Origin of the sequence: Bacillus sp. FSL R5-0431, assembly GCF_038002985.1 — a bacterium.
Classification (GTDB): Bacteria; Bacillota; Bacilli; order Bacillales; family Bacillaceae; genus Bacillus.
The window spans coordinates 2,508,974-2,521,941 of sequence record NZ_JBBOOG010000001.1 but is presented as its reverse complement, the minus strand read 5'-3'; the positions used below and the strand labels follow the sequence as shown (position 1 = coordinate 2,521,941).

Below are 12,968 nucleotides of genomic sequence, written 5' to 3'. Positions count from 1 at the left end.
GGAAATCAACATGTTTGTTTCATATAAATGGTTAGAAGACTATGTCGATTTAGAAGGCATTCAGCCGGATGAATTAGCAGAAAAGATCACAAGAAGCGGAATTGAAGTGGAAGCCGTTGAATATAAAGGAGAAGGCATCAAAGGGGTTGTCGTTGGACATGTCATTGAGCGTGAACAGCACCCAAATGCGGATAAATTAAACAAATGTCTTGTTGATATCGGCGAAGACGCTCCAGTGCAAATTATTTGCGGGGCTCCGAATGTGGATAAAGGACAATATGTGGCCGTCGCAACGGTTGGCGCAGTCCTTCCAGGGAACTTTAAAATTAAAAAAGCAAAGCTGCGTGGCGAAGAGTCTCATGGTATGATTTGTTCTCTGCAAGAATTAGGCGTAGAAAGCAAACTCGTACCAAAGGAATATGCAGAAGGCATTTTTGTTTTCCCAAATGACGTCAAACCCGGAGATGATGCCCTTCAGGCACTTCAATTAGACGATGCGGTACTTGAGCTTGGTTTAACACCAAACCGTGCGGATGCCCTGAATATGCTCGGTGTGGCCTATGAGGTTGCAGCCATTTTAGGGAGAGACATCAAACTTCCTGATACAGCACATGACACCTCTTCAGAAAAAGCAGCAGACTATATCTCTGTGAAAATTGAGGATCAAGAAGCAAATCCACTTTATGCAGCGAAGATCATTAAAAATGTAAAGGTTGGACCAGCACCGCTTTGGATTCAAACAAGATTGATGAATGCAGGCATTCGACCAATTAACAACGTCGTCGATATTACAAACTTTGTACTGCTTGAATACGGTCAGCCGCTTCATGCATTTGATTATGACCGCTTTGGTTCAAAGCAGGTGGTCGTACGTAAAGCGTCTGATAGCGAAATCATTCAAACACTGGATGAACAAGAACGTACATTGTCATCAAAGCATCTAGTGATCACTAATGGGACGAAAGCGCACGCTGTAGCAGGCGTCATGGGCGGTCTTGAATCTGAGGTGCGTGATGAGACGACAACGATTCTTTTAGAAGCGGCATATTTCAACGGTCAAACGGTCCGTCAAGCATCTAGAGACTTAGGGCTTCGCAGTGAATCAAGCACACGATTTGAAAAAGGACTTGACCCGCAGCGTACAAAACCTGCAGCCGAAAGAGCAGCGCAATTGATCAGTCTCTATGCAGGTGGTGAAGTGCTAAGCGGGACTGTGGAGGAAAACCACCTTGAAGCAAGTATGAATGTCATCCACGTATCAACTGAGCGTGTGAATAAGGTGCTTGGCATGAGCATTTCAAAAAAAGATATGATGCAAATTTTCAACAAACTTGGTTTTGCAGTGGGCGAATCAAATGACGTTCTTGTCGTAACGGTTCCTTCTCGTAGAATGGATATCACGATTGAAGAAGACCTCATTGAAGAAGTTGCCAGATTATACGGCTATGATAATATTCCGTCTACACTGCCTGCGACAGCTGGTACAGTTGGCGGTCTCACGCCGTACCAAGTGAAGCGCAGGAAGGTCAGACGTTTCTTAGAAGGCGCAGGTCTTTCTCAAGCGATCACGTATTCATTGACAAATCAGCATAAGTCTACAGCTTTTGCACTGAATCCAGCTTATAAAACGAGACTTTCCCTGCCAATGAGTGAAGAACGAAGTGTGCTCAGACAAAGTCTACTGCCAAACTTACTTGATTCTGTTGCATATAACTTGGCAAGACAAGCTGATTCCTTTGGTTTTTATGAAACGGGTTCTGTGTTCTTAGCAGAAGCTGAAGGAGAAAAACCAGTGGAAAAAGAGCATGTCGCTGGTGCGCTGACAGGCTTATGGCATAAAAATCTTTGGCAGGGCGAGAAAAAAGCCGTCGATTTTTATGTAGCGAAAGGAATTGCAGAAGGTCTATTTGAAAAGCTTGGTGTATCAGACCAAATCACATATGTTCAAGCAGAGCGTGAGGGTCTTCACCCAGGTCGTACAGCAGATGTTCATTTAAATGGAAAAGTCATTGGGTTTGTTGCTGCACTGCATCCAGTCATTGAAAAGGAATTAGATTTAAAAGAAACATATGTCTTCGAGTTTGATTTAACAGATGTGATGACGTCTGAATCGAAGGATATGAAATATACAGCGATTCCGAGATTCCCTGCTGTGACAAGAGATATTGCACTTGTTGTAGATCAGCATATCTCAAGCGGACAGCTGGAGCGGGTCATCTATGAGGCAGGCGGGGATTTATTGACAGACCTATCCGTCTTTGATGTGTATGAGGGTGAACATATGGAAGAAGGCAAAAAATCCGTTGCATTCTCTCTCCAATATTTAAATCCGGAGCAAACATTGACAGAGGAAGAAGTGACGGCTGTTCATACAAAAGTATTGAAAGCATTAGAAGATACGTATCAAGCCGTCTTGCGCGGTTAAAGAAAAAAAGAGCTATGGCCTTATGGGCCTTAGCTCTTTTTTATAACCATTTTTTCGCTTTTTGTGTGTTGGCAAAATGCAGCTTTGTAAATTGGCGTAAAGCATCTTCGCTGTGCAGCTTGATGAGCTTCGCTGCCGCCTTGTCCACATGAGGACCGGCTCCTTTTGGAATGTCAAAGCCTGCTGCTTTTGACAACTTATCCATTTCAATTAAAAAGGCGTACCTTGCAATAATGGAAGCCGCAGCAACTGACAAATGAATGCCTTCTGCTTTTGTGCTAAAGTACGTCCGCTCCCGAATGATTTTTTTCCCTGCAAGATGCTTGAAATAAATGCCCGGTTCTGCAAATTGGTCAATCAAAATGGCTTCGGGCTGCTTCCCGTCTAGTTTTTCTAGCACAGAGGTAATGACTTGGTTATGAAGCAGCGCCTTCATTTTTCCTTGACTCATGCCCTTTTCCTGCATCGCATTGTACTTTTCATTTCGGAGCACGAGAAGGCTGAACGGAATGGTTTTGATGAGATCTTTGGCAATATTGATAATCTGCGGGTCCTTTAGACCTTTTGAGTCTTTTACGCCAAGCTCTTTCATGAGATCAAGCTGGCTGGCATCAACATAGGCGGCACAGACCGTCATCGGTCCAAAATAATCACCTGTTCCTACTTCATCTGAACCGATGACGGACATAGAAGCAATTCCTGACGGTGGACTGTATTTTGTGATAGCAGGTGCTTTTTGACTTTTCGTATCAGCTGCTTTTAAATGGCTGAATTGACTGGCTTCAGCTTCTGCCTTTTGTCCTTGAAACAGCACTTTTCCAGATCGATAGGCTGTAATCGTACAGCCAGGAACCTTTGCTTGAAAAAGGGCGCCTGGTGGTAAAGTATCAGTTAAGTGGTGCGCATACGCGCTCTTCATCTTTTTAAGGTCTTCTGATGTTGCTTTTAAGACGGATTGGGGCACAGTGGATAACTCCTTTTTACCTTGATATCATTGATTTCTAAAGTGTACCATAACAGGGAAGGGCTCGTCTTTCCATTCAATGTCTAAACATGTTATGATAGAGACTAGGATTCTCGTGGAATGGAGGAGAAACGTTGTCTGACGGCGGTAAAACGAAAACAACAGTTGAGATTTACGGACAGTCCTATACGATCATCGGTCAAGAAACGAAGATGCATATGCGACACGTTGCTTCAATTGTTGATGATAAAATGAGAGAAATAAATGAAAAAAATCCATACCTTGATATAAACAAATTAGCTGTACTGACAGCAGTCAATGTCGTCCACGACTACTTGAAATTAAAAGAGCAATACGAAAAACTAGAGATTCAGCTTAAAGAAAAGGAATGAAATTACCGTGATCGATATCATCATTTTGTTTTTGCTTCTTATGGGAACGCTTGTCGGTCTAAAACGTGGGTTTATTCTTCAATTGATTAAATTGATCAGCTTTGTTGTTTCTATCTTAGTGGCTTCCATGTTTTATCAGTCACTTGCACCACAGCTTACGTGGATTCCAGCGCCTAATTTTAGTGGCGGTCAAGCGCAGCTCGCTTTCTTTAGTGGGAATCTAGAAACAGCTTATTATAATACCATTGCGTTTATCATTCTGTTTATCTTGACCAAAATCCTGCTCGCCATCATTGGCGGATTGCTCACAACCATTGCAAGTATACCTGTGATTAAGCAGGTCAACAAACTGCTTGGCGGTGTTTTAGGATTTCTTGAAACCTATCTATTTGTGTTTATTCTCTTGTTTGTCGCTGCATTACTTCCAGTCGATGCACTGCAAACAATGATGAGCAAATCCATATTAGCAGATGTGATCGTAGGCAACACCCCTTATCTGTCCAGTCTTGTCAAAGACTTATGGACGACGTATGGAGTTTAAAAACTTCTCCTTTCTTGGAGAAGTTTTTTCTCATTCCATGACAGAAAGTTGTAGGATGAAGGAAAAGTTTGTATATTTATAAAGGAAGATGCCAAAGCGGCTGGAGGATGAGAGATGAATAAAAAAGATATTATCAAACTTCTTGAAACAATTGCAGTATATATGGAGCTGAAAGGAGATAATCCTTTTAAGATTTCTGCCTTTCGTAAAGCAGCAGCGGCACTGGAACAAGATGACCGCAGCCTTTCTCAAATAGATGATCTATTAGCATTACCCGGCATTGGTAAAGGAACCTTTGCTGTGATCACTGAGTATATCGAAAAAGGACAATCAGAAACACTGGAACAATTAAAAAAGGAAGTGCCTGAAGGACTTGTCCCGCTCTTAAAATTACCAGGACTTGGCGGGAAGAAGATCGCTAAGCTTTACCAAGAGCTTGGCGTCCACGATGCACAGTCGCTAAGAGAAGCATGCGAAGCGGAAAAGGTACAAGCACTTGCTGGCTTTGGCAAAAAAACAGAAGAAAAGATTCTCGCGGCTCTTGAGGAAGCGGGAAAGCAGCCGGAACGACTGCCAATTGGCTTTGCATTAGATGTGGCAGAGCGGATTGATCATGCGCTTGAAGAGACGAAAGGTATCATCCGTTTTTCAAGAGCTGGCAGTTTAAGACGTGCACGTGAAACCGTGAAAGATTTAGATTATATCATTGCGACAGATGATCCTGAGCAAGTCAGAGAGCAGCTCGTTGCACTTGATGATGTGAAAGATGTCATCGCAAGCGGTGATACGAAGGTATCTGTCATTCTTGCCCTTGATTTTGAGATCAGTGTGGACTTCCGGCTTGTGACATCAGACCAATTCGCGACTACGCTGCACCATTTCACTGGCTCAAAAGATCACAATATTCGAATGCGTCAGCTTGCGAAGGAACGCGGAGAGCGCATTAGCGAATATGGTGTGGAAACGATTGAAACTGGAGAAGTGAAAACGTTTGAAGACGAGAGCGCTTTTTATGCGCATTTTCAACTTCCGCTCATTCCGCCAGAAATTCGTGAAACCGGAGCGGAGATTGATACGTATAAAGAAAGTATGCAGTTTGTAGAACTGAAAGATATCAAAGGCGACCTTCATATGCACTCGACATGGAGTGACGGAGCATTCTCTATTCGTGAAATGGCGGAAGCATGTATCGCAAAAGGCTATGAATACTTGGCTATTACAGACCACTCGCAATATTTAAAAGTAGCCAACGGTTTAACAAAAGAACGTTTGCGACTGCAAGCTAAAGAAATTGACAAGCTTAATCAGGAATTCGAGCATTTTCACATTTTCAAAGGGGTCGAAATGGATATCCTGCCGGATGGATCGTTAGATTATGATGATGACTTTTTAAAAGACATGGATTTTGTCATTGCGTCTATTCATTCTAGCTTCTCTCAGCCGGAGGAAGTCATTATGGAACGCCTTGAAAATGCCTTGCGAAATCAGCATGTCGATTTAATTGCACATCCAACAGGCCGTTTGATCGGCAGACGGGATGGCTATGCCTTAAATATAGATCAGCTCATAGAGCTTGCGAAGAAAACGGGCACTGCACTTGAGCTCAACAGTAATCCGTCAAGACTTGATTTGAAAACAGAGCATTTAATGAAAGCAAATGAAGCGGGTGTGCACATCATGATCAATACAGATGCGCACAACATCGCCATGCTGGAACATATGGAAGTCGGTGTAACAGCTGCAAGAAAAGGCTGGACACCAAAAGCAAATGTCGTGAATACTTTTACTCTAAACGAGATCAAAAAGTTTTTAACGCGTGACAGGTAGTCGTTAGGAGGCTGGACCATGCTGCAACAAAAAGTGTTAGCATCATTAGAATTTCATAAAGTAAAAGAAAAAGTGATGTCCTATACCGCATCCACATTAGGAAAAGAAAGAGCGCAGGATTTAACACCTCTGACGGATATAGAAACCATTCAGCATTTGCTGGAAGAGGTAGCAGAAGCACAAGATGTGATCCGCTTAAAGGGGTCTGCGCCATTTGGCGGGTTAACGGATATTAGACGCGCAGTTAAACGGGCAGAAATCGGCAGTACATTAAGCCCATCTGAGCTGATGGAAATCGCAGGACTATTATATGCGGTGAAAAATATGAAGCACTTTCTCACGTCCATGTATGAAGATGGAGTAGACATACCGCGCCTTCATACATATGCTGAGACGCTGATATTACTGCCTGAAATCAGAAAAGAAATCGAAAGCTGTATTGGTGATAATGGAGAAGTGCTTGATCATGCAACCCCTGCACTTCGTTCATTGCGCATTCAATTACGCTCACTAGAATCAAAGGTTCGTGATAAATTAGAATCGATGATTCGTTCACAATCGGCTTCGAAAATGCTGTCAGACACAATTGTCACCATTCGTAATGATCGGTTTGTTATTCCGGTGAAACAAGAGTACCGTTCGAATTACGGCGGAATTGTTCATGACCAATCATCATCTGGGGCAACACTTTTTATTGAGCCGCAAGTGGTCGTGGATGTAAATAACACCTTGCAGCAAACTCGTTTAAAAGAGAAGCAAGAGGTTGAAAAGATCCTCCAAATGCTGACAGAGAGCGTGTCAGAGCACATTGGGGAACTGCTTCACAATGTAAAGGAGCTGCAGACGCTAGATTTTATTTTTGCTAAAGCTAAATATGCAAAGGCAGAAAAAGCCACAAAGCCTGCTGTGAATGATCAAGGAGAGATCTATTTAAAACGAGCAAGACATCCTCTATTGCCTCGGGATCAAGTTGTCGCAAATGATATTGAGCTCGGCAAAGATTTTTCAACGATCGTGATCACTGGACCAAATACAGGGGGGAAGACAGTTACCTTAAAAACGCTGGGTCTTCTGACGCTGATGACACAGGCGGGCCTCCATATTCCAGTTGAAGAAGGCTCTGAAGTGGCTGTGTTCGACCAAGTCTTTGCTGATATTGGAGACGAACAGTCCATTGAACAAAGCTTGAGTACGTTCTCATCTCATATGGTCAATATTGTAGATATCTTAAAGCATTTGACATCTAACTCACTCGTGTTATTTGATGAATTAGGGGCAGGAACAGACCCAGCTGAAGGTGCGGCACTTGCGATGAGCATTTTAGATGAAGTGCATCAAACTAATGCACGCGTCATCGCAACGACTCATTATCCCGAGCTGAAGGCATATGGGTATAACCGGGAAGGCGTCACGAATGCAAGCGTGGAGTTTGACATTGAAACTTTATCACCAACGTACCGCCTGCTCATCGGTGTGCCTGGACGAAGTAACGCATTTGAAATTTCCAAACGTCTTGGTTTGCCTGACCACCTCATAGACCGGGCAAAAGCAGATATGCATGCAGAGCATAATGAAGTAGACCAAATGATTGCGTCATTAGAAGATAGCAAGAAACAAGCAGAAGAAGAACTGCATGAGACAGAAGTCTATAGAAAAGAAGCAGAAAAGCTTCATAAAGAATTGCAAAGACAAATTCTTGAATGGAATGAGCAAAAGGACAAACTGCTCGAAGAAGCTGAACATAAAGCGAAAGAGAAAATTGAACAAGCATCAAAAGAAGCAGAAGATATCATTCAAGAGCTCCGTTCGATAAAAAGTGAACACCGCTCATTCAAAGAGCATGAACTTATCGATGCGCGAAAGCGTCTTGAAGAAGCTGTTCCTGAGTTTGACAGGAAAAAGAAGCCAGAGCCAGCGAAAAAAGCAGTAAGACAGCTGAAGTCAGGCGACGAAGTCAAAGTGCTCACCTTCGGGCAAAAAGGAACGCTGCTTGAACAAACAGGTGACAAAGAATGGAGTGTCCAAATGGGCATTCTGAAAATGAAGGTAAAAGAAAAAGACATGGAATTTATCAAATCAGCACCTGAATTTAAGCAAGAAAAAGCCATTACGGCAGTAAAAGGGAAAGATTATCATGTCTCCCTTGAACTCGATTTAAGAGGCGAGCGTTATGAAAATGCCTTAAGCAGAGTCGAAAAATATTTAGATGATGCTGTATTAGCTGGTTATCCGCGCGTGTCGATTATTCACGGAAAAGGAACTGGCGCCCTCAGAAAAGGGGTTCAGGAATTACTGAAACAGCACCGAAGTGTGAAAAATGCTCGTTTTGGCGAACAAGGTGAGGGAGGATCAGGCGTCACCATCGTCGAATTAAAGTAAAAAGGAGAAAACGCATGAAAGCCTTTTGGGAAAATGAACTTGTGGAAATTGCCGCCTATTATAGCGTGGCCGTCCTGTGTCTCGTCTTATTTCTAACCATTTTTGAACTCGTCACCTCCTATAAGAACTGGGAAGAGATCCAGCGGGGGAACTTAGCTGTTGCCATGGCAACAGGCGGGAAAATCTTTGGGATTGCAAATGTGTTTCAGCATTCAATCGCTCAGCACAATTCCCTTCTTCAAATGGTTGGATGGGGCGTATACGGCTTTGTGATGCTGCTTGTCAGCTATTTCATTTTTGAATTTTTAACACCGCGATTTAAAGTAGACAAAGAGATTGAAAATGATAATAGAGCGGTCGGGTTTATTTCACTCATCATTTCAGTTGGGCTGTCTTACGTAGTAGCAGCCGGCATTTAAGGAGACGACATGGAAAAGCTAGCAAAAGTATTAATCGTAGTTGCCTGCACTTTTGCGGTCATTGGTGCCGTTTATCTGTTCCTGTGAAATGAAAAAAACAACGTTAGAAAGCTGTCAGGGAACCCCTTGGCAGCTTTTATCTCATCAAAGGCGGCGAATGACATGAAGCACATTCTGCAAAAAGACGAACTGATCAAGCGTATTGATACATGTCTTCAAATGACATCCCTTCCAAGAGACATATATGAACCGTATATTGCACGTCCATTTCAAACGTCAGGATTTTTTGATGATTTGAGTCCCTATATTCAGATCGATTCAAGTGGTTATATCCTCATTCAATATGAACGAGGGATGAAAATGCTGCATAAAAGAACAAAAGTGGCGGATGAAGTCATTTACTGGATTTTAGAAGACATCATTTTTCTCACGGTTTACATTGACATGATGAGGAAGCATCAAGTCGACAACATCCAGACGCATTTACCGAATGACCCTAGTATCCATCAACAGATCGTGGAAAGAGTCAACGAGTCATTTCGTGCAATCGGCGGTTTATATGAACAGTGGCATCATGAAGGAAAAAGAGCCTCTATAGAAACACCGGCGAAAAAGTAAACGTGTGCAATTGAACCAAGCTCTATTAGAAAAAAGCAAACTGTCCTAAGGAAAAGTTTGCTATAATAAAATAGTACGAAAGTTCAGGAAGGAGGGTTTTTATGCAGTCAGATAAACGTTGGCTTCTGCATTACCCGAATCAAATTCCCCACGAACTCACCATCCCAAATGAAACATTACAATCTTACTTATTCAGCTCCGCAGAGGCTGCACCTGAGCATACAGCCATTCATTTTCTAGGAAAGAACATCACCTATGAACAGCTGCAAAAAGACGTATTGAAACTAGCCAGTCATCTGATGAAAATTGGCGTAAAAAAAGGCGACAGAGTAGCGATCATGCTGCCGAACTGCCCTCAATCGGTCATTTCTTATTATGCTGTTTTAATAGCAGGCGGCATCGTTGTTCAAACAAACCCGCTTTATACGGAGAAAGAACTGGAATATCAAATGGAGGACAGCGGCGCCAAAGTGCTGATCACACTAGATCTGTTGTATCCAAAGGCTTATAAAATGAAAGCGCTGACAAGTATGGAACACTTAATCATTACCAAACTACAAGATTATTTACCATTCCCGAAAAACATACTGTTTCCTATTGTGCAAAGAAGAAAAAATAAAATGGTCATCCAAGTGGAGAAAAATGACACCATTCATCACTTCTCGCAGATCACGAAAGAATCGGCAGGTGAACAGCAAATTCCCGCACTTGCCTTTGAGCCGAAAGAGGATGTCGCTGTTTTGCAATATACAGGCGGAACGACCGGTTTACCAAAAGGGGTCATGCTCACACATGAAAATATTTTAGCGAATACTGAAATGTGCGCTTCCTGGATGTACAAAACGACCAGGGGGAAAGAACGCATCCTTGGCATCATTCCGTTTTTTCATGTATACGGAATGACGACCGTCTTAAACCTTGCTGTCAAAGAAGGGCATCAATTGATTCTTCTTCCACGCTTTGATGTCGCAGATACCCTCAAAACCATTGAAAAACAGAAACCGACGCTATTTCCAGGCGCACCAACAATGTATATCGCCTTGCTGCATCATCCGAACATTGAAAAGTATGACCTGTCGTCCATCACTGCATGTCTAAGCGGCTCAGCGGCACTTCCTGTAGAAGTCAAACAAAGCTTTGAAAAATTAACAGGAGGACGCTTAGTGGAAGGGTATGGTCTTTCAGAAACCTCACCCGTCACCCATGCTAACTTTTTATGGGGAGCGAACAAAACAGGCAGCATTGGGTGTCCGTGGCCTAATACAGATGCCGGTATTTATTGCGAGGAAACTGGAGGCCTCAAAGAACCATATGAGCATGGAGAAATCATCGTCAAAGGGCCGCAGATCATGAAGGGATACTGGAATCAGCCAGACGAGACAGAGGCTGTATTACGAGATGGCTGGCTTTTCACCGGAGATATAGGGTATATGGATGAGGACGGTTTTTTCTATATCGTCGACCGGAAAAAAGATGTCATCATTGCGAGCGGATATAATATTTACCCAAGAGAGGTCGAAGAAGCCCTTTATGAGCATGAGCTTGTACAAGAAGTCGTCGTCGCAGGTATTCCAGATCCGTACAGAGGAGAAACAGTGAAAGCATTTATTGTGCCGAAAAAGGATGCCTACTTAACAGAGGACGAACTTGATCGCTTTGTCAGGACGAGAATTGCCTCATTTAAAGTACCGCGCGTGTATGAATTTAAAGAATCACTGCCTAAAACAGCCGTCGGGAAGATTTTGCGCAGAGTATTAATTGAAGAAGAAAAAAGAAAGCACGCTTCTTCATCTGAAACGCCTGCCGATCAATCTAAGACATAACGGTCTGCATCATCCGGTCCATCGGCCGGATGATTTGAATGATGACCGTCTGCTCTGGTATGCTAAAGGTGGAAAAAAAGAAGAAGATGACTTGACAAATCACCCGTTTCTTTTTAACATAAAGTTATGAATGAATGCTCATTCAATTTAGAAAGGGACGAAGCACATTGAAGCAGAAAAGACCGAAGTACATGCAAATTATTGATGCGGCAGTTGTGGTGATTGCAGAGAATGGCTATCATCAATCACAAGTTTCAAAGATTGCGAAACAAGCAGGGGTAGCAGACGGAACCATTTATCTTTATTTCAAAAATAAAGAGGATATTTTAATCTCATTATTCAAAGAAAAAATGGGACAATTCATCGAACGGATGGAAACAGATATTCAAAAGAAACCGTCTGCCAAAGAAAAGCTTCTACTGCTGATTGAGGAGCATTTTCGTATGCTTGCGCAAAATCATCATTTGGCTCTTGTGACACAGCTCGAACTCAGGCAGTCAAACCTTGAGCTGCGGCAAAAAATCAATGAGGTGCTGAAAGGGTATTTAAATATGCTCGAGTCGATTTTAGCAGAAGGAAAGAAAACAGGAGAATTCAGACAAAATCTAGATGTCCGCTTAGCGAGACAAATGGTATTTGGGACGATTGATGAAACCGCGACAACATGGGTCATGAATGATCAAAAGTATGATCTTCCTGCACTCGCAGAAAACGTACGTGATCTACTCTTAAACGGAATTCATCAATCTTAAAGACAATGTGAAAAAGGATGATTGACATGGAAAAGATACTTAGCTTACATCATGAAAGGCAAACAGCGCTCATCACGATTCAGCATCCACCAGCAAACGCCTTATCTTCTCAGCTTCTCACCGAGCTTAATGACATGTTTGATCAGCTCGAACAGAATGAAGAAGTAAGAGCCATTGTGATCCACGGGGAAGGAAGATTTTTCTCAGCAGGTGCTGATATTAAGGAATTTACGACGTTACAGGAAGAGTCTGACTATTCAAGCCTTGCAGACAGAGGGCAGCAGGTCTTTGAACGGATTGAGCAATGTCCAAAACCAGTCATTGCCTCGATTCACGGAGCTGCATTAGGCGGGGGCCTTGAGCTTGCAATGTCTTGTGATATCCGAATCGCAACAAAAGATGCGAAGCTTGGACTGCCGGAACTAAACCTCGGCATCATTCCAGGATTCGGCGGCACGCAGCGCCTGCCGCGCTATGTTGGTTCGGCTAAAGCTCTGGAAATGATGGGTACAGCTGAACCGATTACAGGTGAAGAAGCATTCGCCTGCGGACTTGTTTCAAAGCTGGCAGAAACAGAGGAAGAGGCGCTTGAAGAAGCCAAAACACTTGCGGCAAAATTTGCAGCGAAAAGCCCAAAATCACTCGAGTATGTGCTGGATTTATTGAACGCAACAAAATTGTATTCATATGATGGCGGAATGAAGCTGGAAGCCAAAAAGTTCGGTGAAATTTTCCAATCGAATGACGCCAAAGAAGGTATCCAAGCCTTTATCGAAAAGCGCAAACCGAACTTTAAAGGGGAATAAGGGATTAGAACGACACAAGGGG

11 protein-coding genes are annotated in these 12,968 nt (G+C 42.9%); 10 read left to right on the top strand and 1 reads right to left on the bottom strand.

What is annotated here, in order from left to right; genetic code table 11:
* Positions 1-10: 10 nt before the first annotated feature.
* On the top strand, positions 11-2,425 hold the full coding sequence (gene pheT / locus MKZ03_RS12940; RefSeq protein WP_341032092.1) for a phenylalanine--tRNA ligase subunit beta: 2,415 nt from the start codon (positions 11-13) through the stop codon (positions 2,423-2,425).
* 40 nt (positions 2,426-2,465) lie between these two features.
* On the opposite strand, the gene rnhC is transcribed toward pheT, so the two are convergent.
* Positions 2,466-3,389 (bottom strand): ribonuclease HIII, encoded by a 924-nt coding sequence (gene rnhC, locus MKZ03_RS12935; RefSeq protein ID WP_341032089.1) that lies wholly within the window; start codon positions 3,387-3,389, stop codon positions 2,466-2,468.
* 134 nt (positions 3,390-3,523) lie between these two features.
* Between rnhC and zapA the strand changes: the two genes are divergently transcribed.
* From zapA to MKZ03_RS12890, 9 genes are all read left to right on the top strand, one after another.
* On the top strand, positions 3,524-3,781 hold the full coding sequence (zapA, locus tag MKZ03_RS12930; protein ID WP_012010831.1) for a cell division protein ZapA: 258 nt from the start codon (positions 3,524-3,526) through the stop codon (positions 3,779-3,781).
* A gap of 7 nt (positions 3,782-3,788) precedes the next feature.
* Positions 3,789-4,322, top strand: coding sequence for a CvpA family protein (locus MKZ03_RS12925; RefSeq protein WP_034661786.1), 534 nt, complete (start codon positions 3,789-3,791; stop codon positions 4,320-4,322).
* Positions 4,323-4,436: 114 nt separating this feature from the next.
* Positions 4,437-6,149, top strand: a complete 1,713-nt coding sequence (gene polX / locus MKZ03_RS12920; protein WP_341032086.1) for a DNA polymerase/3'-5' exonuclease PolX — start codon at positions 4,437-4,439, stop codon at positions 6,147-6,149.
* 21 nt (positions 6,150-6,170) lie between these two features.
* On the top strand, positions 6,171-8,528 hold the full coding sequence (locus tag MKZ03_RS12915) for an endonuclease MutS2 (protein ID WP_034662047.1): 2,358 nt from the start codon (positions 6,171-6,173) through the stop codon (positions 8,526-8,528).
* A 14-nt stretch (positions 8,529-8,542) separates the two neighbouring features.
* Positions 8,543-8,947, top strand: a complete 405-nt coding sequence (locus MKZ03_RS12910; protein WP_007501637.1) for a DUF350 domain-containing protein — start codon at positions 8,543-8,545, stop codon at positions 8,945-8,947.
* A gap of 162 nt (positions 8,948-9,109) precedes the next feature.
* The gene (locus MKZ03_RS12905) at positions 9,110-9,565 is read left to right on the top strand and encodes an immunity 63 family protein (protein ID WP_060596964.1); all 456 of its coding nucleotides are present in this window, start codon (positions 9,110-9,112) and stop codon (positions 9,563-9,565) included.
* Between the two features lie 101 nt (positions 9,566-9,666).
* Positions 9,667-11,388, top strand: a complete 1,722-nt coding sequence (locus tag MKZ03_RS12900; RefSeq protein ID WP_341032083.1) for an AMP-binding protein — start codon at positions 9,667-9,669, stop codon at positions 11,386-11,388.
* A 167-nt stretch (positions 11,389-11,555) separates the two neighbouring features.
* On the top strand, positions 11,556-12,140 hold the full coding sequence (locus MKZ03_RS12895; protein ID WP_003216590.1) for a TetR/AcrR family transcriptional regulator: 585 nt from the start codon (positions 11,556-11,558) through the stop codon (positions 12,138-12,140).
* Between the two features lie 26 nt (positions 12,141-12,166).
* Complete coding sequence (locus MKZ03_RS12890) at positions 12,167-12,946, top strand: enoyl-CoA hydratase (protein WP_334750050.1); 780 nt, start codon at positions 12,167-12,169, stop codon at positions 12,944-12,946.
* The last annotated feature ends 22 nt before the right edge of the window (positions 12,947-12,968 follow it).

Excerpts from the sequence above, each read along its gene's own strand:
- MKZ03_RS12905 (WP_060596964.1), top strand. The coding sequence starts at position 9,110 with ATGAAGCACATTCTGCAAAAAGACGAACTGATCAAGCGTATTGATACA.
- pheT (WP_341032092.1), top strand. The coding sequence starts at position 11 with ATGTTTGTTTCATATAAATGGTTAGAAGACTATGTCGATTTAGAAGGC.
- polX (WP_341032086.1), top strand. The coding sequence starts at position 4,437 with ATGAATAAAAAAGATATTATCAAACTTCTTGAAACAATTGCAGTATAT.
- MKZ03_RS12900 (WP_341032083.1), top strand. The coding sequence starts at position 9,667 with ATGCAGTCAGATAAACGTTGGCTTCTGCATTACCCGAATCAAATTCCC.
- MKZ03_RS12910 (WP_007501637.1), top strand. The coding sequence starts at position 8,543 with ATGAAAGCCTTTTGGGAAAATGAACTTGTGGAAATTGCCGCCTATTAT.
- MKZ03_RS12890 (WP_334750050.1), top strand. The coding sequence starts at position 12,167 with ATGGAAAAGATACTTAGCTTACATCATGAAAGGCAAACAGCGCTCATC.